Annotated in this window: 22 protein-coding genes; 7 read left to right on the top strand and 15 right to left on the bottom strand. The window is 39.8% G+C overall.

Annotated features, from left to right (window positions below; all coding sequences use genetic code 11):
* Positions 1–17: 17 nt before the first annotated feature.
* The 5 genes from BMW30_RS07445 to menC all read left to right on the top strand — a co-directional run bounded on the left by BMW30_RS07445 (position 18) and on the right by menC (position 5378).
* The gene (locus tag BMW30_RS07445; protein WP_091475379.1) at positions 18–503 is read left to right on the top strand and encodes a MarR family winged helix-turn-helix transcriptional regulator; all 486 of its coding nucleotides are present in this window, start codon (positions 18–20) and stop codon (positions 501–503) included.
* Positions 481–3303: an MMPL family transporter gene (locus tag BMW30_RS07440; protein WP_091475377.1), complete on the top strand. Its 2823-nt coding sequence runs from the start codon at positions 481–483 to the stop codon at positions 3301–3303. Before BMW30_RS07445 ends, BMW30_RS07440 begins: the two co-directional genes overlap by 23 nt.
* Before the next feature lie 26 nt (positions 3304–3329).
* Entirely contained in the window at positions 3330–3575 is a 246-nt protein-coding gene (locus BMW30_RS07435) for a hypothetical protein (RefSeq protein ID WP_091475375.1), read from the top strand.
* A 124-nt stretch (positions 3576–3699) separates the two neighbouring features.
* Positions 3700–4185, top strand: a complete 486-nt coding sequence (locus BMW30_RS07430) for a hypothetical protein (RefSeq protein WP_091475373.1) — start codon at positions 3700–3702, stop codon at positions 4183–4185.
* A 53-nt stretch (positions 4186–4238) separates the two neighbouring features.
* Positions 4239–5378: an o-succinylbenzoate synthase gene (gene menC, locus BMW30_RS07425; protein WP_091475371.1), complete on the top strand. Its 1140-nt coding sequence runs from the start codon at positions 4239–4241 to the stop codon at positions 5376–5378.
* Positions 5379–5832: 454 nt separating this feature from the next.
* Here menC and BMW30_RS07420 read toward each other — a convergent pair whose 3' ends face one another.
* From BMW30_RS07420 to BMW30_RS07355, 14 genes are all read right to left on the bottom strand, one after another.
* A complete protein-coding gene (locus BMW30_RS07420) occupies positions 5833–7158 on the bottom strand; it encodes a CapA family protein (RefSeq protein WP_091475369.1) in 1326 nt (441 codons plus the stop codon).
* Between the two features lie 84 nt (positions 7159–7242).
* Positions 7243–8811, bottom strand: coding sequence for a BCCT family transporter (locus BMW30_RS07415; protein WP_091475367.1), 1569 nt, complete (start codon positions 8809–8811; stop codon positions 7243–7245).
* Positions 8812–9027: 216 nt separating this feature from the next.
* Complete coding sequence (locus tag BMW30_RS07410) at positions 9028–11139, bottom strand: chitobiase/beta-hexosaminidase C-terminal domain-containing protein (RefSeq protein ID WP_143249003.1); 2112 nt, start codon at positions 11137–11139, stop codon at positions 9028–9030.
* A 15-nt stretch (positions 11140–11154) separates the two neighbouring features.
* Positions 11155–11997 (bottom strand): metallophosphoesterase, encoded by an 843-nt coding sequence (locus BMW30_RS07405; RefSeq protein ID WP_091475364.1) that lies wholly within the window; start codon positions 11995–11997, stop codon positions 11155–11157.
* Positions 11998–12048: 51 nt separating this feature from the next.
* On the bottom strand, positions 12049–12852 hold the full coding sequence (phnE, locus tag BMW30_RS07400) for a phosphonate ABC transporter, permease protein PhnE (protein ID WP_091475362.1): 804 nt from the start codon (positions 12850–12852) through the stop codon (positions 12049–12051).
* Entirely contained in the window at positions 12852–13679 is an 828-nt protein-coding gene (gene phnE, locus BMW30_RS07395; RefSeq protein ID WP_091475360.1) for a phosphonate ABC transporter, permease protein PhnE, read from the bottom strand. The genes phnE (BMW30_RS07400) and phnE (BMW30_RS07395) overlap by 1 nt, the downstream gene beginning before the upstream one ends.
* The gene (gene phnC, locus BMW30_RS07390; protein WP_091475358.1) at positions 13666–14472 is read right to left on the bottom strand and encodes a phosphonate ABC transporter ATP-binding protein; all 807 of its coding nucleotides are present in this window, start codon (positions 14470–14472) and stop codon (positions 13666–13668) included. The genes phnE (BMW30_RS07395) and phnC overlap by 14 nt, the downstream gene beginning before the upstream one ends.
* A gap of 109 nt (positions 14473–14581) precedes the next feature.
* On the bottom strand, positions 14582–15586 hold the full coding sequence (locus tag BMW30_RS07385) for a phosphate/phosphite/phosphonate ABC transporter substrate-binding protein (RefSeq protein WP_091475356.1): 1005 nt from the start codon (positions 15584–15586) through the stop codon (positions 14582–14584).
* Between the two features lie 126 nt (positions 15587–15712).
* A complete protein-coding gene (locus BMW30_RS07380; protein ID WP_091475354.1) occupies positions 15713–16936 on the bottom strand; it encodes a hemolysin family protein in 1224 nt (407 codons plus the stop codon).
* Between the two features lie 501 nt (positions 16937–17437).
* Entirely contained in the window at positions 17438–17638 is a 201-nt protein-coding gene (locus BMW30_RS07375; protein ID WP_091475353.1) for a heavy-metal-associated domain-containing protein, read from the bottom strand.
* 24 nt (positions 17639–17662) lie between these two features.
* On the bottom strand, positions 17663–19843 hold the full coding sequence (locus BMW30_RS07370; RefSeq protein ID WP_091475351.1) for a heavy metal translocating P-type ATPase: 2181 nt from the start codon (positions 19841–19843) through the stop codon (positions 17663–17665).
* Positions 19844–19859: 16 nt separating this feature from the next.
* Positions 19860–20168 carry a metal-sensing transcriptional repressor gene (locus BMW30_RS07365; protein WP_091475349.1) on the bottom strand — a complete coding sequence of 103 codons (309 nt, stop codon included), beginning with the start codon at positions 20166–20168 and terminating at the stop codon, positions 19860–19862.
* Between the two features lie 126 nt (positions 20169–20294).
* A complete protein-coding gene (locus tag BMW30_RS10610) occupies positions 20295–21611 on the bottom strand; it encodes an anthrax toxin lethal factor-related metalloendopeptidase (protein ID WP_180366260.1) in 1317 nt (438 codons plus the stop codon).
* Between the two features lie 71 nt (positions 21612–21682).
* Positions 21683–21922: a hypothetical protein gene (locus tag BMW30_RS07355; protein ID WP_091475347.1), complete on the bottom strand. Its 240-nt coding sequence runs from the start codon at positions 21920–21922 to the stop codon at positions 21683–21685.
* A 138-nt stretch (positions 21923–22060) separates the two neighbouring features.
* Between BMW30_RS07355 and BMW30_RS07350 the strand changes: the two genes are divergently transcribed.
* Positions 22061–22495, top strand: coding sequence for an acyl-CoA thioesterase (locus tag BMW30_RS07350; protein WP_091475346.1), 435 nt, complete (start codon positions 22061–22063; stop codon positions 22493–22495).
* On the opposite strand, the gene BMW30_RS07345 is transcribed toward BMW30_RS07350, so the two are convergent.
* Positions 22492–22698 (bottom strand): PLDc N-terminal domain-containing protein, encoded by a 207-nt coding sequence (locus BMW30_RS07345; RefSeq protein WP_180366259.1) that lies wholly within the window; start codon positions 22696–22698, stop codon positions 22492–22494. The genes BMW30_RS07350 and BMW30_RS07345 overlap by 4 nt on opposite strands.
* 173 nt (positions 22699–22871) lie before the next feature.
* Here BMW30_RS07345 and BMW30_RS07340 point away from each other — a divergent pair, with 173 nt between their 5' ends.
* Positions 22872–23591: a sirohydrochlorin chelatase family protein gene (locus BMW30_RS07340; RefSeq protein ID WP_091475343.1), complete on the top strand. Its 720-nt coding sequence runs from the start codon at positions 22872–22874 to the stop codon at positions 23589–23591.
* Positions 23592–23666 lie beyond the last annotated feature (75 nt).

Raw genomic sequence — 23666 nt, 5'->3', positions numbered from 1 at the left:
TAATACCACTAAACTACATGAAAGGAATGCGAATGAACAATCACGATACACTCGTTAATAACTTATCTAAGATTTTTGGTTATGGATACACAAACATTTTTAGCGCAATCAACAATGTGATTACTGAACATAATATGTCTGCCACACAAATCAAAATTATAGAGTATGTTTTGATCAATGGACACGCATACCCAACAGAATTGGCTGAAATGCTTGACGTAAACAAAAGTGCAGTCACACAAGTACTAAAGAAATTAGAGTTAAAAGCATTGATTGAAGTCAGAGAGAATACTTTAACAGATGACAAACGATCAAAACTCATCTATTTAACGCCAGAGGCAAAAGTAATCCTCAAGCGATTGACCCATGAAATAACAGTGGAAGTACAAAAAAGCATTGACCATCTTCGTGACAATGAACGCTCAGAACTAAGTCAAGCAACCGATGTCATGATGAAACATTTACTTGGAGGAACGATTAATGAAAAGAATTTTACAATTTAGATGGTTATTTTCGATCATATTAATTATCGGTGCGGGTGCAGCTTTTTACTACTCACCTGACTTAACAGAACTCGCAGCAGAAAAAGGTGATATCCAGTTACCTGACGGTGCACCGAGTGAAGATGCACGTCAATATTTGGAATCTATCGGAGATGACACCGAAGTGATGAGTCTCGTTTTAGAGTTCGAAGATTCAACATCCGATCACCAAGCATCAATCGAAACGTATATCGACGACATTTCATCGATTGAAGATATTGAAAACGTGACGAATCCCTTTGATATCGATGCGGATTTGCGGAGTAATATGGTAAATGAAGATGCCGGTGTCGTAATTATTCCGATGGAATACACTGGAAATGCGGTATACATACTCGATAAGGCATCAGAAATTGAACAGTTAAATTCAACAGATGCTGAAGTCTCTATGACGTCTGCAGAGCTCGTACAACGCACAGTAGAAGAAGATGCAATGGATGGTATACGTTCGACAGAAATGTTCACACTCATCATCGTTGTCGCTGTCTTGATCATCATGTTTAGATCACTTGTCACACCGATTGTTCCCGTGATTGTCGTTGGAGTCGCCTACTTGATTGGACAATCATTTGTCGGATGGTTTGTGGAGTGGTTTGGGTTCCCAATCTCCCCACAAACCCAGAGCTTCTTAATCGTCATACTATTCGGTATCGGAACCGATTATTGTATATTGCTACTCAATCGATTTAAGGAAGAGCTGTATTCACACGATAAGAAAGAAGCCGTGTTGAACACATTTAAAACAGGCGGTAAAACGGTGTTTATCAGTGGTATCAGTGGTGCAATCGTATTTGGTGTACTCTACTTTGCAAACTTTGAAATTTACCGTAGCGCTGTCGGTGTTGCTGTAGGTATATTATTCTTATTAATTGCACTCTACACAATTTTACCGCTCTTGATGACATTATTCGGTAAGTATATTTTCTGGCCGAACACTAAAATTACTTCTGTTAAAGAAAGTAAATTATGGACACCGCTTGGCATGTTCTCAATCAAGCATCCAACACGTGTTATTTTTATCGTCGTGGCATTGCTGGCAGTGTCGAGTTATTTTTACAACGAAGACGTAAACTTCAATGCGATTGAAGAAATCAGTGATACGCATTCAGCTGTCCATGCAACACATGTCATCAATGAAAACTTTGACCAAGGCCAATTGTTCCCTGTCGAAGTCATTGTAAAACCAAATGATACGTTGATGACACCTTCAACATTGACTCAAATCGAAACGTTGGCAGAGACGATCAGTCAAATTGAAGCAGTTCAAGAAGTTCAAACGTTTACCCGTCCTGCTGGGGAAGCAATTGAGGAATTTGGCGTCTTATATCAAATAGATATGATGGCAGACGGTATTACAGAGATGGACGAAGGGGTAGCAGAAATTACTGATGGCCTGACTGAAATCAATGATGGCTTGGGAGAAATATCAACAGGTCTCGGTGAGATGGAAGAAGGGCTCTCTGAAATTGAAACTGGTTTAACTGATGCTGTAACATCACTCAATGAAGGCGTGCCTGAAGGAGACACTCAAGATGAGAGTGAAGAAGGGTTAGGCACACTACAAACAAGTGTAGAACAAATTGAACAATCACTCTCAGAAATCAATGAATACTTAACGTTTAGTGGAGATATTTATGGTGTTGCTGAGCAGTTAGAACAAGTTCAAGTTGGCTTGTTAGAAGTCGCAGAAGGCATCGGCGCGGCGAATGAAGAAATTACTGCTGCACAAGAAGACATGGGTGGACTGGATGAACTTGATACCGGTCTAACTGAAGCAGCGGAAGGTTTAGAGGAAATCGGTGCTGGGTTAACCGAAATTGAGACAAACTTAGAAGAAGTAACGACTGGAATCGATGAGATGATTGACGGTCTAGATGAAATGTCGCAAGGTTTTGCGGATATGACGACTGCGATCGATGACATTTCTGAGAATGACGCAATTACAGGCTCAGGTATTAATATTCCAGAAGACTACTACACAGATGAAGCACTGCAAGATGCGATGGATCATTACGTATACAATGATGAAGCGATGCGCTTAGATGTTGTCTTGGCACTTGATCCATATACGCGAGAAGCGATGGAAGCGTTAGATGAAATCGAAGCGACAGTAGAAACTGAACTTGTCAGACTTGGTATCGAAGATTCAGACGTTTACTATACGGGTGTATCAAGTGTAAACCGCGACTTAGATAATGTATCATCCGCTGACTATACACGTGTTGTGACGATTTTTATCATCACATTGTTCGTGATACTCGCTGTATTGTTTCAGTCATTTATACTACCAATTTATATGATTGGTTCAATATTCATTACGTATTTTGCATCTGTTACATTCTCGAGTTGGTTACTTGGATTACTAGGATTTGGTGACTTCAACTGGGCAGTACCGTTCTTTAGTTTGATTATATTTGCGGCACTTGGTATTGACTATTCAATCTTTGTCATCGACCGGTTCACCGAAGAGTTGAAACAACATAGTGTAAGAGAAGCAATTGAAATTGCTGTGCGTAAGATGGGGGTCATTGTCATCACTGCTGTCATTATTCTCTCAGGAACATTCGCAGCACTATTCCCATCTGGCATTACAATATTAATACAAGTGGCGAGCGTGATTATATTTGCTCTACTCTTCTATGCGTTTATCGTATTGCCACTATTGATTCCGGCATTCGTCGTTACATTTAACAAAGGAAACTGGTGGCCGTTTAAAGAGCCGTATGCAGATGAGAAGAAAAATGAATACTATTCATGGTAAAATATAAGTAACTGGATGGTGATGATATGCACGAACAAAAAAGTGCCGGTACTGCTGCCGTATTGAGTGCGTTGATCAACGGACTTGGGCAGATCTACAACGGTCATATTATAAAAGGTGTTTTGTTTATATTAATTCAAGCACTTAATGGATTTTTAACAACGATTTTAATTGGTTATATCTTTTTACCGATTGTCTGGGTAATCTGTGTCTTTGATGCATATAGAAGTGCACAAAAGATTAATCGCAGAGCAAATCGTGCACGATTTTAAGTAAATATTTAAACGGCGTTTAGGTCTTTATTCGGTAAAGATTTAAGCGCCGTTTTTATCGCCCCTTATAAAAGGAAAATAAAGATTGTTTTTGATATAATTAAATTAAGAAGGGGTGAGACATTTGGAAATTTTATTTGGTATTTTTGCTGTTGGAATTTTAGTGTTACTATTCTTCCTGTTTTTCGGACTCATTCGCTATTTAATTCAAAACTATTTGCTTTATAGAATCGGTCAACATATGAATTTAGATATTCCTGTCGTCTCTTTCATACCGTTTGGATCATTTTATGTTGGTGGACAGATGTGGGATGGAGAAATCCTTGAAAAAGGAAAGTATAAACCAACGAATATCGGTCTCATACTAACAATCATTGCTGTCGTCGTTTGGTTGATGGGATTATCTATCGGCGACTTTGCAATCAGTTACTTGGTATTAGAGTCAGTCATGTTCTTTGGTGTATTCTCTGTATTCTTTAAGGGTAACAAACTGATTGCTGGACTAATGTCGCTCTTAAACGTACTGTTGTTCGGTATTCCATCGATCATTATACTATACTTAATGTATAGAGATTTACAACAGAAAAAAGGAACACCAATTAATCTGTAAAACTTATGATTACAAAGACATCTAAATTAGGTGTCTTTTTTTGGAGGTAACACATGCAATTACAATCAGCAGCAATTTATCGTTTAAGTATGGATTTAGTCAGTCCATTTACGACGAGCTTTGGCACACAAGATAAAAGACATGTCACGATTGTGACTGTCACTGACTCAACAGGACTCGTTGGATATGGCGAGTGTGTATCGAATGAAGACCCGTTGTATACTGAAGAGTTTTTAGATGCTTCAATCATTGCGATGAAGAAGTATTTTATCCCCCTCGTTTTGAATGCCGATATTAGTCATCCAAATGGTGTAAGTGATGTGTTGAAAAACTTTAAAAGAAATAACATGGGCAAAGCAGGACTGGAGGGTGCTGTTTGGGACTTGTATGCTAAACAACTCGGAAAACCACTGCATGAAGTACTGGGTGGTGTGAAATCATCTGTTGAAGTCGGTGTTTCACTTGGCCTAGAAGATACAGATGAAGCAGTTGTGGCGCGCGTTTCTGAGAAAGTGTCAGAAGGGTACAAACGCATTAAGGTGAAGATAAAACCCGGCCGAGATGTTGAGTTAATTCGAAAGATTCGTGAAGTGCATCCTGACGTTTCGCTTATGGCAGATGCGAACTCTGCATATACTTTGGATGATATTGTTGTGCTTAGGCAGCTGGATGAATTTAATTTGATGATGATTGAACAACCGCTTGGTCATGATGACATGCTGGATCATGCGGCGTTACAGAAGGAAATTCGAACGCCCGTGTGTCTGGATGAAAGCATCGATTCGTTTAAAGCAGCAAAAGATGCGATTGCTTTAGATGCATGTAAAATTATCAATTTGAAAATCGCTCGAGTTGGTGGGATTACGGAGTCGCTTAGGATACATGAGTTGGCAGAGGCAAATGGCATCCCGATGTGGTGCGGCGGCATGCTCGAAGCCGGCGTCGGACGCATGCATAATATAGCGATTACTACTTTGAGTAACTTTACGTTGCCTGGAGATACCGCATCCTCAGACCGATATTGGCATAAGGATATTATCGTGCCGCCGGTGGTGGCGCGTGATGGTGTAGTGACTGTGTCCGATGAGCCTGGTATCGGTGCCGAGATCGATTGGGCTACTTTGCGAGAGTATCTGGTTGAAGAGATTGTGATTGAAAAAGGCACAGCACCAGATATGATATTTAGTGAGTGATTTGGTGATTGGATGATGATTAGGAGAACCGGTGTGTGGAGACTGATTTTGTGGCATCGTCGCACACCGGGCTTTTGTTTGTTTTGTGATGCTGTCGCAAGTTTTTATTTGTCGAGCAACAGTTTAAGGCTCTTGTTGTTCCGCAGCACTAGATTTTCCCATCTGAGGAACAGTTAATGGGCAAAAGTGTTCCGCAGCACTAGATTTTATCGTCTGAGGAACAGATAAAGGTCAAAAGTGTTCCTCAAGTCATTGATTTTCCCTCGGGAGTAACAGTTTACTAACCTAAGTGTTACTCAAGCCCTTGATACTGCCTTGTGAGTAACACTAAACAGTTCAAGATGTGCGGCAGACCAATTTTTTCCGACTTGACACACACTTCACAACCCAAACTGTGCGGCATACCAAATTTTTCAAACTTGCCGTACACGGCTACCCACAAATCTTCAGTCACCTAAAGCTGAACAATCCCTACATCGCCACGCATCACGATTTCCGTCCCAAGCTCATCTGACAACCCCGCGACATGCTCAATCACATACTGCGCTTCGTCCCCGTATACTAAATACGGTTTTCCGCGATGTTGCACACTCTCATTATTCATCCTTACAGCATGTAACTCAATCTCTACTACATCATCACCGTCAAACTTCACAACCGGTATAACTGTAATCCAGAAGTCATCGAGTCCTGGGAAGCCTTTCTTCCCACCTTCACTTCGCATATCAAACACCTCACTCGGCAACAAATCGCTACTCAAGCCAAAGCGGTCGTAACTGCCCGCTGGCAATTTTTCTACCAAATCATTCATTCCGATAAAGTTCCCTAGGCTGTAAAATATCGGTTTGCCTTCATAAATCTCAATGCCACGTAGCAAATGTGGACCGTGACAGACGACGACATCTGCCCCATGATCAATTGCAACTCGCGCAAACTCTCCTATGAAATCTGCTGGATACTGGCGTTCGTACTTACTCTCATGTGCATGTAAACTGACGATACAAATGTCAGATCGTCTTTTTGCTTCTTCAATCCACTTAATTTGACGCGTCGCGTCCGTCTGATTTATAAAGGTCTTTATCTCGTTAACTCCGCTATTTACAAACTTTGCAGTAATGCCATTTTGGACGCGATGATTAAAGTCATGGAAGTATAATACCTCCGCGTTTGACTCCAGTTTACGGCTGACGAAACCAAGGTCCTGTGACTGTCTCATCATTTGATCCAATCCTAGGGATACAAATAACTGGGACATGTGACTAAAGTTCTCTTCATCAAGGTGATACTCTAATCCATATCGCATTGGATTAACTCCATAACGACCCTCAGTAAAATCGTTGCGTTCGCCTGCAACTGTTTCTGGGAACACTGTGGATGCACATGAAATCAGTGATACGACGGTATCATTAATATCAAGGTAAGTTGGCGCCGATGCTTCACCGAGTGTACGACCTACTCCACTGTAGCTCACATCATTTTCTTTCAAATGATCAATCAGCGTCTTCAAACCTGTCTCGCCATAGTCGAGCATATGGTTATTCGCACAGCTAAACAAATTGAATCCCGCACTTTGTAAGTCCGGTAAAACTTCTCGTGGTGCTGAAAAGTGTGCGCCATCGCTACGTGCTGCATGATGACCTTTAAAATCTATCGGTAACACTTCTAAATTCGTAAATGCAAACGGTACGCTTCTAATTAACGCTTTAAGCTCTGTCTCTCCTTGATGATTCAAAAATGGTCGAGCGATGATGCTGTCTCCAGTGAATAATATTTTTGTCATCTGATCATCCCTAATATTTATTTACTCATATTATACTGAATCAGCATTAAAAAAAGCATACCCGAAATGGATATGCTAAAAAATTTATATACCTGGTGTATCGTCTTTAAGACTCTTTTTATATTCTTCTAAATTCTCTTCATACTCTTCTAAAGTGCCGTCAACATATTCCTTATAACGCTCTTCATGCGGCGTAAATGTTAACTCAAAGTACTTTATTTCTGCACTGGCATCTTTATAGAATGAGATTGCCATTAACACAACAACAGCACTAAATGGTAAGGCTGCGATTATTGCTGCGGATTGCAGTGCATTTAGTCCGGTTTCTCCACCAGCGAGAAGTAAGATATAAGCGATTGCAGCAAGTGCAATACCCCAAATAATTTTAATCATACCCGATGGCGTTAACGATCCGAATGATGTTTGCATACCGAGTACAAATGTCGCTGAGTCTGCTGAGGTGATAAAGAATCCAGCAATTAGTACAACTGTAATCAGAGATAATAATGTACTCCATGGCAATTCATTAAAGACTGCAAACAGCTGTACTTCGGCGTTCATACTAAATATCGCAGGCACTTGCTCTGCAATCGTCACACCGGTTACACCAAATGTACTGAACCAGAGAATACCAATGACTGTCGGTACGAAAAGCACCGCTAATATAAACTCACGCACTGTTCGTCCACGAGACACACGTGCGATGAATATACCAACAAATGGACTCCAACTCATCCACCAACCCCAGTAGTACACAGTCCAAGTATCCAACCACTCACTTTTCTGTTCATTAAGTGGTGCGATATCAAAACTTTGTTGTAGGAAAGTACCTAAATATTGACCTGTACCTGCAGTCATCATATTTAGGATCAGTAATGTTGGACCAATGATAAGTATCACTCCAAATAACAAACCAGCCATAATCATGTTTAGGTTACTTAAATATTGAATCCCTTTGCTTAGCCCTGACCATGCACTCATCAAGAATAGTATTGTAACGATGACAATGATAATCCCTTGAACAAAAGTATTTACTGGAACTCCAAGCAAGTAATTCACACCACCATTAATTTGCATGGCGCCGATACCAAGAGATACTGCGACACCAATAACGGTCGCGAATACAGATAAAACATCGACAACAATACCCAGTGGACCATCTACACGGTCACCAAAAATTGGTCTGAGTACTTTAGATAATAGACCGACTTCACCACGTCTAAATTGAGCGTATGCAAGACCGAGCGCAACAACACCATACATCGCCCACGCGTGGAATCCATAGTGTAAAAATGTCGAGCGCATCGCTTCCATCATCGCTTCATCAGTGCCACCTTCTTCTGTCGGTGGTGACATAAAGTGTGTAATCGGTTCTGACGCACCATAGAATACGAGTCCGATACCCATACCTGCACTAAACAACATGGCTAACCAAGATATTGTTTTAAACTCAGGCTTTTCATCAGGTGCACCGAGCTTTAACTTTCCGATGGGACTCAACACGAGAAATACACAGAAAAATACGAGCATCGTCGTGAGAATCATGTAGTACCAACCAATATACTTCGTAATCCAAGATGAAATGCCGCCTGCAACTTCACCGAATTCACTTGGGAATATTGCACCGAGAATAACAACGATTGCAATTGCAATTACACCTTAGACAAAAACTTTAGAAATTTTACTTTTTCTCTTTTTGTTTTTCAAGTTCGTCCCCCCTAATTATTTGTATACGGATATGTATAAAAACGACAACGTTTAAGATAATAACAATAAACACTATGTATATCAACCGTATATCTCAAATTTTACAGTTTTTACAAAAAAACGAGCACCTTACACTAAGGTACTCGTTTGAAATAACAAAATTTAATTGTCCGAAAAATCTATTTGAATAATAACCGGATCATGATCACTCGCACGTCCATGCATATCAGTGAAATCAGCATTGATTTTTACTTGATTAATGATTGTTTGATCAGCGAGATGATTTGAAACAAAAATATGGTCTAACACTTGTGAATGACCATTATAAATATAAGAATAGCGATCAGATGCTGGTACTTCATGAACCATGTTTGTCATAAACTCATCTTCTTGAATGAGCATCGACTCCTCCCACTGAAATGCATTGAAGTCACCAAGAGAAACGATATTGGCAGCGTCATTGTCATTCATCACTTCTCGGATAAAATCCTGTACTAACAATGAGATCTGAATTCTTTTATCTTCACTGTCAGTATCTGCGGGTTGATACCGACCGAAATGTGGATCGTCTTCACGTTTAGAGTTCCAATGATTGACGATAACGAGCACATTCTCATCGCTGAATTCGAACTGCGCTACGAGTGGTTTACGCGTGCCGCTTAAAGCTTCTGATTCAGGCGAAATACGACCTGGGTTTAATGTCAATGCACCATCTCGATAACTGACAGCGTCTAATGCACCACCATGCGGTATTCCTTCTTTGAGACTGACACGCTCTCTATTGTAGAGGAAACCAACTTGAATGTTTGAACCCGGTTGACCACCGTCTTGATTATCAATCGGATCAATATGTGCAAACTCATAACGCGGGCCGCCATATTCATAGATTGCATTAACGAGTCTCGTGTAGGATTTACGTGCACCTGGATTCCCAGCATCTATTGGTCCATTTTCATCTTGTACTTCAGTAACACCAATGATATCAGGTGCACCAAGATCATCGACGATTGCCCGTGCTAAACGCTCCGCTTTCTCATTTGATGTCTGTAATTCAAATGCTGAGAAGTTTTCTAAGTTATAACTCGCAATCGTTAATTTGTCAGCCGCTTCATCGATTGATGTTGATTTCGGTGTCGTGTCGCCTTCAACCAATGCATTTTGCATATCTTCTAAGCTAATATTGAGCTTATAAAACTGGTACGCGTAACTGACATGACCGATGAGTGGTCCTTCGAAATAGTCACCCGTTTTAATAGGGAAGTCTCGCGCCTCTTGATTGTCATGCATTCTAAAATGGATGAGTTGAGTCGATGGTCCTTCTTCTGTCAGCAACACGCCGCCATGATTCGTATCGATTAGATTTTGATCTAAAACCGTGATGATATCGCCATGTTGTTGTGGTGCGACAGCATATGGATCATTCACTTGAACACGCATGCCTTCTAATGATTCCCAAAAATCAATCGCATAATTTTCAGCATCAAAGTATACGTCGTCCAGTCCATCATTGAAATGATTAAGAGAAGCGATTTCATCTGGAATATCTTCTGATGTTATAAGAATTGGCGACGGCAAATCATTTCCACGTGACAGCACGCGAATCTCTCCGCTAGCAAACTCACGTGCATTCAGTTGTGTTACCGGTAGATCCGTCTGTTCTTTATCTTCAAAACCGTTGATAAAAAACTCTTGAACTGTACCTGAAATCATCACCTCATCACCCACTTCAACGACCGGATCTTCTTTAGCGGTAAACACAAGCAGTCCCTCAGAAGTATTTGGATCATGATCGACTAAATCATCTGGTGTTTGTATATGAAAATAATGATTGCCGCTATCCATGTAATAGAACGTGACGATGCCATAAACATCATTAACTGGCGCACCATCAAACGGTGAAACATGACGAGGGCCTTGAACTTCATGGATTAACATAAATTCCCCATCATTGACAACGTATGTCCACTGGGATACATGACTATCGGGTAAAGTGTCCGAAAATGCAATGGCAGTAATCGTATACGAGCCAGGCTCATCCAATACGATGCTGCCGTCATACTTATAATCCTCAGTCGTTGGCACCGTACCGTTGTATGTATAATAGATCTCGGCATCCGGCGTTGCTGTAGTCAGTTTGAGTTCCGTATCGAGCGGCACTCGGCCAGGCATTGTATCTACCGTGACCGTGTCAACTTGGGTATCATCATTCGTATCTGCAGAAATATTGTGCGTGAAATTAAAGAGTAAAATCATAGTAAACAGTATTCGTTTCAATATCTCATTCACCTCTTATTCTTCGCTACGCTTCAACGTCACTTTAATAATTTCTGGTCGGTTGAATAAGCGATATGGAAAACGACTATTCCCAAGTCCACGACTGACAGTGAGTTGTGTATTTCCTTTTTTATAAACACCTTCTGTGTATTTTGGAAAGACACCTTGATGTGGCGCATAGAGTCCTTTTATAATCGGCACTCTAAATTGTCCGCCGTGTGCATGTCCAGAAAAGACTAAATCGAGATCGAGCGAAGCATATTGATCTAACAACTCTGGTCTATGAGATAGCAATAGTTTAAACTCTGACTTTCCCTCGACCTTTTCTTTTAACTTTTCATAGAATATATTATAAATCTCTGGGTCTTCATCGTCTCCATAAAACCACACATCATTCATACCGATTAAATGTATCGACTGATTCCCCTTCGTCAGCACAGCACTATTCATCGATATATTTTTAATTTTTGATGCGCCAATGGCATCGTATAGTTTATTAAATTCGTCATAATGAATTTCGTGATTCCCTGTGACGTAATACACTTCACCCAGTTGTTCGAGCTTCTTAATAAACGTTTTTGCACGTCGTAAATTTGGCGTGCGTCGGTCAATTATATCCCCTGTAAAGAAAATGACATCTGCATCAAGGCTTTTAATCTTCTTGATTAATCTGGATGCACGGAAGCCAAAAAACGCATTGTGATAATCAGAAACGTGAGCAATCGTCATTCCAGAAAATTCTTTAGGCAACCTGTCTAAAGAGATTTCACGCTTCGTGATGACAATGCGTTTGTTACTTTGATATAAAAATCGAGCGAGTGCAATATTGTAAGCCAAAAATAAAGAGAATATCTTCATAATAGTTCCCCATTAATCGTGATATTCTCAATATAACATGTTTGAATTTATTTAAGTAAGGCGTTTTCTGATTTGACCCGATAATATATCGATAATACTTACGAAGACGACAACAACGATTAAAATCATCCCTACATCTTCCCAATTACGCTGCCACGTTGCTAAAATAAGCGGCGCACCGATACCACCGGCACCGACGATACCGAGTACTGTAGAAGCACGTACATCGATTTCGAATCGATACAGCGAATAGGATACGAACTCCGGCAATACTTGAGGCAAGACGCCATACCAAATGACTTGAATTCTGTTACCACCTGATGCGCGTATCGCTTCTAATGGTTCCTCATCAATCGACTCGATAACTTCAGCATATAACTTACCGATCATTCCAACAGAGTTAATGCTGATTGCAAGTACCCCGGCATATGGTCCAATACCAACTGATGCAACGAAGATGATCGCAAAGATCAGTTCAGGAATTGCACGAATCGCGTTCAACAAAGCTTTTGCTAGATAAGATAAAGGTCCAAGTAAATTACGTGCCGCTAAAAATCCAACTGGCACTGCGATTATTGTCGCAACGGTCACACCTGCATAAGCGATAGCAATCGTTTCGAGCATTAATTCTATCATTTCAAGGTAACCACTATAATATTCTGGGTTGATTAATGGTTCTATAAAAAGTCGTCTCAATGTCTCAAGTGTAGACACTGAAGAACTTCGAATTGTAAATGGTGTCGATAAAAATGCGACGATATAGACAGCTGCAAGAATAATAAGAATTGCAGCGGTGTACATTTTCTTTTTGCGACTGAATAGTTGATTAATTTTTACTTTGTCTCTATTTTCCATTATTCAAGTCGCTCCCTTACTCTGTTACTGATGAAGTCTATAATTGTTACAACGATAAAAATCGTCAATATGATTGTTGCAACTCGGTCGTAGTTAAACATGGCGAGCTGTTGACGTAAAATAATACCAATACCACCAGCACCAACGAAACCAAGAATAACTGATGCTTTTACGTTTATCTCAAGCGAGTAAAGCGTATAAGAGACATACTGCGGCAATACTTGTGGCAACACCGCATAGCGAATCACCTGAAGCTTATTTCCACCAGATGCTTGGATCGCTTCAATCGGTCCTGGATCTATTGACTCAATGGATTCACTTAACAGTTTTCCGATAATACCGACAGTAAGCACTGTGAGCGCAAGTATACCTGACACATCTCCAATACCAACTAGGGCAACAAAAAGCACCGCGAGTATAACTTCAGGTACAGTACGGATAATATTGAATATAAATCTAAAAATTCTATATAGATACTTATTCGTTGTTATATTACCGGCAGCTAAAAATGATACGGGTAAAGCTAAAAGCGCCCCGAAAGTCGTACCAAAAATTGCGATGTTCCATGTTTCTAGTAATGGTTCCCAAACACGAGTAAAGTAATCCAAGTTTGGTGGGAACAAGTCATCTTTGACGAAGTTCCAAATATGCTCAAACCCTTCAATCACTCGAATTGGATTCGAATCAGTTGCGATGACTGCTAGTATGTATAGCGTGACGACCACCGCAATGATGAGTAACATTTTCACCTTAAGAACAGTGGATGTTAAAGAGATGCGTCCAGAACGTTTACCATTGTTTTCGTTCGCGGACTTATTTGACGACATCTTCTAAATCAACCTCCTCCGGCTCATCATCTTTACCGAGTAAGTCATCTTCTTTAATTGGACGACCATAAATTTCAACAAATGTTTCTGGCGTTACTTCTGAAATCGGACCATCAAACACGAGTTCACCATCACGGAGTCCGATAATACGGTCTGCATATTCCATCGCCATATCGATAAAGTGCAAGTTAACGATTGTTGTTAACCCATCTTCCTTAGAAACTTTCTTTAAGTCCTTCATTACTTTGTGCGAAGTTGGTGGGTCTAAACTTGCGACTGGTTCGTCTGCTAATATGACAGCGGGTTCTTGTGTTAACACACGCGCAATACTAATTCTCTGTTGCTGACCACCAGATAAGTTGCTCGCACGCTGATATGCTTTAGAATCAATACCGACACGCTCTAAGTTTCTCATCGCCAGCTGTAGATCACTTTGTGGAAACCAGCCGAGAATGCTGCGTAACGTACCCGTGTGTCCTAATCGTCCTGCAAGTACATTGCGAAGTACACTCATGCGTTTTACGATGTTATAGCTTTGGAAAATCATACCAACATTCGTTCTTAGCCCACGTAATTGACGATCTTTTAAATTCGTAATATCACGACCATTGACAATGAGTTGACCACTCGTCGGTTGAACCATACGGTTAATACTTCGAATAAGTGTAGACTTCCCAGCACCACTCATACCGACGATTACGACAAATTCACCTTTCTCGATCTTTAAATTGATGTTTTTTAATCCTTTAAACCCGTTCGGATAAACGAGGGATACATCTTTAAATTCAATCACAGTTTCCACCTCAAAGTTTTCTTAAATAATATGTATGTATATAAATATAGAAAAAAAGGGAGGGTGTGTCCACCCCTCCCGTATATATGTCGGTTAAATTTTTTAACGATTACTCTTCGTCTTCTTCATCGTCTTCTTCAGAATCTTCATCTGAATCTTCATCTTCTTCAACGTCTTCGTCTGAATCTTCATCTTCTTCTTCGTCATCTTCGTCTTCAGTTAATTCATCTTCGAACATTGCGAATACTTCACGAACGATGTCGTAGTCTTCAGAAGACGCTTCAGCTAAAGCATCCCAGTTATAAATGTCATTCATAACTTGTAATACTTCTTCGTTATCATTGATTGATAAGAAAGCTTCTTGAATTTTTTCTTTCCACTCATCTGGTAATTCAGAACGAACAGAGATTGTGTCGTTAGGAATATCGTCTGTAGTTCCTACAACTTGTAGTACATCCATAACATCTTCTAAATCTTCTTCAACGTTTTCTCTTGCATCATCGAACGTTGTCGCAAAATCAGCTTGACCATCATATACTTGGATGATTGCGTTGTCATGTCCACCAACAGCAATTTGTTCGAAGAAGCTATCTAAATCTTCAACACCCATGTCAGTCATTTGAGCTGCTGGGAAAAGGTAACCTGAAGTTGAAAGAACGTCTGGGTAAGCCCATACTAATCCTTCTTCAGCAATGATGTCTTCAATTGAATCTAAACCTGAGTCAACGTGTGTTACATATTGTGCAACATAAGTATCTGAACCGTGACGTACAGATTTCAATAGAACTTCAACGTCTGCTCTCTCTTCAGCTTGTACGAATGAGAATGGTGCTAAGAATCCGATGTCAACTTGTTGAGTTCTCATCGCTTCGATTAAACCAGTGTAGTCAACCATTACTTCAGCTGTAACTTCAACACCTAATTCTTCAGATAAATATTCTTCAAGTGGTTCAGCTGTCGTAGCGATTTCCCCTGCGTCACTTGATGGAATGAAACCTAAAGTTAATGATTCGATTTCCTCGTCTTGTGCACTTACTGAGCTTGCTACTGTTAAACCAAGACCTAAAGCAACAACAGATGCAGATAAACCATATTTCTTAAGAGATTTAAACATGTTATGTACCCTCCAAAAATTTTTGCCATTTGCATAGCTTTAATTAAAGATTAAACGACTGAGAGAACAATTTCAATAGCATTTACAATATTTACGTTACCTTAATAAATACATCAATCTTATTGTTTATCTTTTTATAATCTGTACTTTTCGAATTGTATTTTCTTCCATTTGTAACACAGTGAACTGCAGTTCATCTTCAATATGAACATCGTTATCTTCTGGTACGTCGTTGAACATTTTATATAAATATCCGGATAAGGTATCTTCTTCCTCTGGAATATCCGTACCGTACACTGAATTTAAACGATGCAATGTGATTTTACCGTCACAAACAATCTCGTTCTCTGTCATCGAATCGACTAAACTGTCATTATTAATATCCGTTTCATCTTCAATCTCAAACCCGAGCATTGACTCAATAATATCCTCGTGTGTTAGTATCCCCTCTGTGCCACCATATTCATCAATGACAATTGCGAGGTGCTTGCGCTCACGACTCATCTTTCTTAGCACTTTGTTAACAGATTCAAATTCATCAACTCTTAGCGGATCTTTATCTGCAAAATCCATCAGCGTCTTTTCTGGCACTAGTGACCACTGCAGTAAGTATTTTGAATGGAACACGCCCACGATATCATCTTGATCTTCATCATAAACTGGGTATCTCGTGTACATCTCACTGATGACCAAATCTCTCACATCATCAAATGAAGTATCCTTTTGTACAGCAATGACTTCAGTACGTGGCGTCGTCATGACGTCTTTAACATTTAGTTTCTGGAAATTCAGTGTTGCCGTTATACGATATGATTCATCACTCAGTAATTCACCTTCAGAATCGGCAAGATCAACAATTGCCATCAACTCATCTTTTGATACCGACGAGGATCGAACTTCACCTTTAGATAAAGCGCGAGTAATACTGTCTGTCATGGCATTTAAAATGACAGTAATCGGTCTTAACGCAACCACTAAAAATTGAATAATCGGTCTGACAAGATATGCAATACGTTCTGGGAAAGCAGCTGCAACCGATTTAGGGATAACTTCACCAAAAATAATGATCACAACCGTTAGAATGGCCGATGCAATTGCGACACTAATACCATAGTCAATTGCCATCGTTGTAACGAGTGTTGGTAAAAGTATGTTCGCGATGTTATTACCAATTAAAATCGTCGTGATGAATACGCTTGGTTTCTCAACGAGTTTTAATAATTTTTGCGCTCGCACATCACCCGAGTTCGCCTTGGACTTCAGGCGCATCCTGTTTGTTGCTGTTAATGCCGTTTCACTACCTGAGAAGAATAACGACATAAATAATAGAAAAATGATCGCAATGATCACTAAGCATCCCCCTTAAAGTCTTACAGTTAAAATAATTATAAACAACTGACTGTGTGGATACAATTAAATTTGGTTTGTGGTGTTAAAAGATGGATTGATTTGCGTTCCAATGAAACTTGCTCATTGACACGCAGATTGATTTGCGTTCCAATGAAACCTGCTCACTGACACGCAGATTGATTTGCGTTCCAATGAAACCTGCTCACTGACTCGCAGATTGATTTGCGTTCCAATGAAACTTGCTCACTGACTCGCAAATGGATTTGCGTTCCAATGAGACTTGCTCACTGACACGCAAATTGATTTGACGGACTATGAGATTCGCTCACGGTCACTCAAACGGATTTGACGGACTATGAGATGAGTTCATGGTCACTCAAACGGATTTGACGGACTATGAGATTTGCTCACGGACACAAAAATAACCTTTAAACACAAAATCCAAACAAAAAAAGCGTGCTCCCCAGTCAATCCCAGAAAGCACGCTATAAATCTAACCTATTATTTTCTTACGTCATATCCTTGATCTTCAATTGCGTTTGCAAGCACTGACTTATCTACATTGTCATGCTCTACTTCTACATTACCTGTCGACAAATCTACAGATACACTGTTCACACCTTGCACTTCGTTCAATGCATTTGTCACTGCCGCTTCGCATTTGCTACATGTCATACCGTCTACTACTAATGTTTCTTTCATTATAAATTCCTCCAAAATAATTTTTTATAATTTTGCACGCTTTAATCTTAGCGAGTTTGTTACCACACTGACTGAACTAAATGCCATTGCTGCACCTGCAACCCATGGCGCTAAAAGTCCAACTGCCGCAATCGGAATACCAAGTGTATTATACAAGAACGCCCAGAATAAATTCTGTTTAATATTACGGATTGTTTTGTGACTCAAGTTAATCGCTTTTGAAATCAACGACAAGTCTCCGCCAAGGATCGTAATATCTGCCGCTTCAATGGCAACTTCTGTTCCTGTTCCAATTGCAATACCTATATCACTGACCGCCAGTGCAGGTGCATCGTTAATACCGTCACCCACCATCGCAACGACTTTACCTTTGTCCATTTCTAACTGAACGATATCGGCTTTGTCGCCTGGCAATACTTCTGCGTACACTTTATCAATACCCACTGAATTCGCAATATATTCAGCTGTTCTCTGATTATCTCCAGTCAATATGATGACTTCGATTCCTTCTTCATGTAACTTATCAATGACTTCCTTCGCATTGTCTTTGACTGTATCTTGTACGGCAATCGTTGCAACTAAGACACCATCAACAGCCACTAACATCGCTGTTTTACCTTGTGACTCATAGACTGACATATCTTCATCTGCAGAGCCTATATCGATGCCTTGATCACGCATTAACTTACGCGTACCTACATATAATTCTCGACCGTCAACAACTGCACGAATACCGTGCCCACTCAATGCTTCAAATTGCTCTGTACCCGCAAGCTGGACGCCTTCATCTACACCGTAATCAACGATTGCTTTCGCGAGTGGATGTTCTGAATCATTTTCTGCACTCGATAAAAGTCTAAGTGTCTCTTTATCTCCGATGTAATCTGTAACTTCGGGCACACCTTTAGTAATCGTACCTGTCTTATCAAAAATAATCGTCTCAACAAGATGCGTCTTTTCAAGATGGTCTCCACCCTTAAACAGAATTCCGTTTTCAGCACCGAGTCCAGTACCAACCATGATCGATGTCGGCGTCGCTAATCCGAGCGCACATGGACATGCGATAACCAACACTGAAATCGCTGGGATTAGTGCAGCTTCCACATTTCCATTAGAGATAAAGAAATACCATACGATAAAAGTGAGCGTTGCTATTCCGATAACAATCGGCACGAAGTATGATGAAATCACATCCGCTAATCGTTGGATTGGCGCTTTCACACCTTGTGCATCTTCAACGATTTTAACGATTGCGCTCAGTGCAGTATCTTTACCGACTTTCGTCGTGCGCATCGTAATCGTACCGTTCGTGTTCAGCGTCGCACCGACAACTTCATCATCGACTGTTTTCTCCACAGGAATTGACTCACCCGTTAACATCGACTCATCAAGTGCACTCGCACCCTTCACAATAACACCGTCCACTGGAATTTTCTCACCTGGTTTAACAATCAACAAATCTCCAACTTGAACATCTTCAACACTAACCATTACTTCTTCATTGTCTCTTAACACACGCGCTTCTTTCGCCTGCATGCTGAGCAACTTCCCAATTGCAGTTGATGTTTGTGATTTCGCTTTATGTTCTAAATACTTACCAAACATGATTAACGTAATAATCATTGCACTCGCTTCAAAATACAAGTGTGGGTGTTGCGTATAGCCGAGCTGCCACATTATACCTTCATACAAACTATAGAAGTAAGCAGCCGAAGTACCCATCACAACTAATGTATCCATGTTCGCTGAGAAAGAACGCAGACGCTTAAATGCCCCAACGTAAAACTGCCAACCGACATAGAATTGAACCGGCGTCGCTAAAGCGAGTTGGAACCATGGGTTCATCAGAATTGCTGGTAAATTCATACCAAACAAGTGGTCGAGCATCGTAATGAGTAAAGGCGTCGTTAAAATAACTGAGATGATCAGCTTACGCTTTAACTTACGCTCTTCCTCTTCTTTTTTGGCATCTAAATCCATTTCTTCAGATATTTCAGCAGCACCGAAACCGATGCGCTCGATACGTTCAATAATTTCAGCACGTGTCAGTTTATCTGCATCAAAATCGACAGTCGCTTTTTCCGTTGTTAAGTTAACGGTCGCCTGACTGACCCCATCTAACTTATTAACGACTTTATCGATTCGTGCAGAACACGACGCACACGTCATACCTGTAATTTTAAATTCAGCATGTTCATTTGCCATTGTAAGTTCACCTCACTTATTTAGAAAACTGTTTTAGTACAGCCATCAATTCTTCTACCGATTCATCTCCGTCACCTTTAACCATTGCATCATGCACACAATGCTTCATGTGACGCTCTGTCAGTTGGAAACCGACATTTTTTAATGCCGATTGTGCAGCTGAAATTTGAATTAAAATATCTACACAATAACGATCATCATCTACCATTTGTTGAATACCACGGATCTGTCCTTCAATGCGTTTCAAACGTTTGATCAACAGGTCATTATCTTTACTGTCGTGTTTAGGAACTTTGATGTTACTTTCTTTTTGTTCGACAGTCATGTTATTCACCTCTTAATTTTCATCTCAAATATAATATACCCCCTATGGGTATAAAAGTCAAGGTGGAAATTCAGAATAAAAATAGGAACCTCCGTAGAGTTCCCTATTTTAACTTCTTTATTATGTTTAGTTCATGCGTCTGGATAAGATGTACAACACACCGAACGTCACGATCGTACCAAGTAATCCACTGAGCATGTATACCCATATAGGGTATCCGTCATCATTTCGAGATTGGACTTGCTGCGTTTCCGTTTCTACCGTTTCATCCTCAAGCTCTTCAATATCTACTGATTCTTCAGTCTCCTGTTCTTCCTCAACAACAGTGACTTCCTCAAATTCTGGAATTTCATCCGTTGTACTTTCTTCAACAGTTTCCTCTTCAACTTCTGGTTGTTCTGGAGTTTCCTCTACAACTGTTTCTTCCTCAGTTGTTTCTTCTATGACTTCTTCATTCTCTTCAACTGGTTCATCATTTGATTCTTCTACGACTTCTTCAACTACTTCTTCCTCAACAACCTCTTCTTCAGTCGTCTCAGGATCTGGCTCTGCACCTGTCGTTGCATTTGTGCTATATGATGTCATAATTTCTGTACAATTCGCATCGACCGCACGTACAAAGTATCCGTAAGTCGTCGATAGTTCCAGCCCAGTATCCGTGAATCCACCTTCACCAGCAGGTACTTCACCAACGAGTTCATCGTTTCTATATACATTGTAAGTCGTAGCATCTGACAGTGGCGTAAACGATAAAGTGACCGAATTGCCTGTCGTACTATCTACAGATAATAGCTTGTTATGTATCTGCGAGATAAACTGATATGTTTCTGGCGCACGCGTGGCTAATCTATTACGTGAGCTTTCACCGTAATAGTAAAGTGCAAATGCTTCTGCAAAATACTCTGACGTCATATTAAAATAATTAGGGACTGCGTGATCATAAAATAATAAGTTTTGTTCTCTACTATGAATCTGTCTGAATTCCTCACTATTGCTAAGTTTATATCCTGCAACAAAGTCATCCACAGCATGTGCATACTCATGGAGTTCTAAGTTGATGACTGAATGGGAATTTCCTGGTTGACTATAACCGATACGTGCTGCCACCGTTTGGCCACCCGCACCAGGTACTTCATCCCAAGTCAGTCCAGTTTCTGACCAACCGGATGGAACGGAGCCACTGAGATGTGCAAACTCCGGCAAGTCCGTTAACGGGACATCCATTAAAATAATGCGTACACCATTAGCGTTCGTATGGCGATGAATGCGCGCGTCGACTCGATTCAAATTCGCAACCATCGTGTTCACTTCATTCGTCCATCCATCTTCACTGCGGACTTCTATCATGTTCAATAAATTATTGTCTTGCGCATGTATTTTATCTGGTGTGAGCATAACAAACAGACTCAACATGAGAATAATCGACAGGCATCTTAATATCATTGGATCACCCATTTACAGTTAATAACTATATATTACCATGATTGTTATTCAGATTTGCAACATTCAAGAACTCAATGTATTTCCTTAAAATAATCTTTGAAATACAGAATAAAGAAATTAACCCCTATTAACAAAAATAAGGAGACGAATAAATTAGAGAATACGCCCGACTCAGGTACAGTTGGGAACGCCCCTGTATGGACTTGTCCTAACCAATATACATGATTAATCAGTCGCTCTAGTGTGACAATAAATCCGCCGGCAATTAAAAATACCGATCCTAAAATAAGCTGTTCTTTTTTACCTTTCATAAAATCCCTCACTTATATAATATTATGTTCTATTAATTATATTATAGTAAAAATTTTACAATGAATATCATAAAAGTTGCATCCGACTCACATAAGCGTTTACGATATTTAAAAAGAAGAAAAAGGACTGAAATTTTTATGGAAAAAGGATATGTTGCAGAGCGAGAAATTCAAATATTATATGCCGATACAGATATGATGGGTGTTATTTATCATGGGAATTATGTGAAATGGTTAGAGCTAGGACGTGAGCAGTTAATAGAAGATATCGGTTATAGTTATCGCTCGATGGAGTCAAAAGGATACTATGCACCGGTATATAATGTTGACATTACTTATAAGAAAGCATTGAAGTATGGAGATCGTGCCTTTGTTCGTACGTGGGTTGCTGAAAATGGTAAAGCCAAAGTTGTGTATGGGTTCCAGATCATTGATCAGGATGGTGTCCTATGCACAGAGGGTACGACTGTACACACAGTGGTTAAAAAAGTCGATGGTGAATTTAAAACGGTAAACTTCAAAAAGGCTTTTCCTGAATGGTATGAAATTTACGAACAGATCAAAGTTGATTAATCTCGTTCTAAAATAAGGAATAATAACGGTCCAATCATATGAACGAAAACAATGACAAGTAACCACTTAATTTTATTCATATAGTTGAACTCTCGCTTGAACAAACACATCGTAAATGTGACCACGAGCAAGATGATCTGCAATATAAACATTGACATTAAAATTGGCCAAAAGTCAGGTAGCCAAATATCATCGAATGACATTGTTTGAAACCTCCAAGGTAATATAACCTTAAATATACTATAAATAGATGAGGTTACAATAGTTATTTCCACCATAAGTATGTTAAAATACTTCTAATTATCTTTGAGATGAAACAGATGAAAATGGTTGATTATTTTCTATTGAAACATACTTCGGTGGAAGGATGAATGTCATGAAGCATTTATTACTCGTACACGGCGTCAATGCTGACCGTGATGATGATGCGTTTAAATCATACGTTTATGAGCAACTCGCACCTCACATTCAAAACTTTGACATCATTGTTTTGAACAGTCGCCATTCAAACATATACGCGATGATTGAAAGTTACATCGATAGTGGTGAGACTTCAATTCGCATTACGCCTTTAACATTTTTCTCAACATATGAGCAACATGAAGTATTACCAGAAGTGATCACGACTTTTAATCATACGCACCCATGGGTAACGATTTCCATTGCCTATCCATTTTCAAAGCATAAATTTTTAAAGGAAATTTTAACTGAGCAGCTGGTACATTTAGCGACAGATAAAGACATGGTTGCATTTATTGGACTCGGCTATAACCAACTTAAATTACCGAATGATGAACTCGCACATTTTGTAAGTACTTTTGATGCGGTTGGAGTGAACGTGAAGGGTTTTATGTTAAATGGCGCCATGGACTATAAAGAATTGTTGCCGAATGCAATCCGTCGATATAATAAGCTCATCGTTGTGCCTTTATTTTTCATGCCTGAAAAAATGTTTAATGAAATGAATGATAACTTGAAACGGATGTCAATCAAAAAAAAATTACATGTCATACCTTCATTGACGACATCAACTGCACTAAAAAATATGGTTATCAATGACATTCAAGCATACGAGAATAGTCGATTGTATATCTAAATCAGAAACCAAGCATCGTTGTTGAATCAACATGCTTGGTTTTTATCTATGTAAATATAAAAATTTTTACTTAAA

It is taken from the genome of Aliicoccus persicus (assembly GCF_900110815.1).
Classification (GTDB): Bacteria; Bacillota; Bacilli; order Staphylococcales; family Salinicoccaceae; genus Aliicoccus; species Aliicoccus persicus.
The sequence above is the reverse complement of the archived record's forward strand: the minus strand, read 5'-3'. Positions and strand labels throughout refer to the sequence as shown.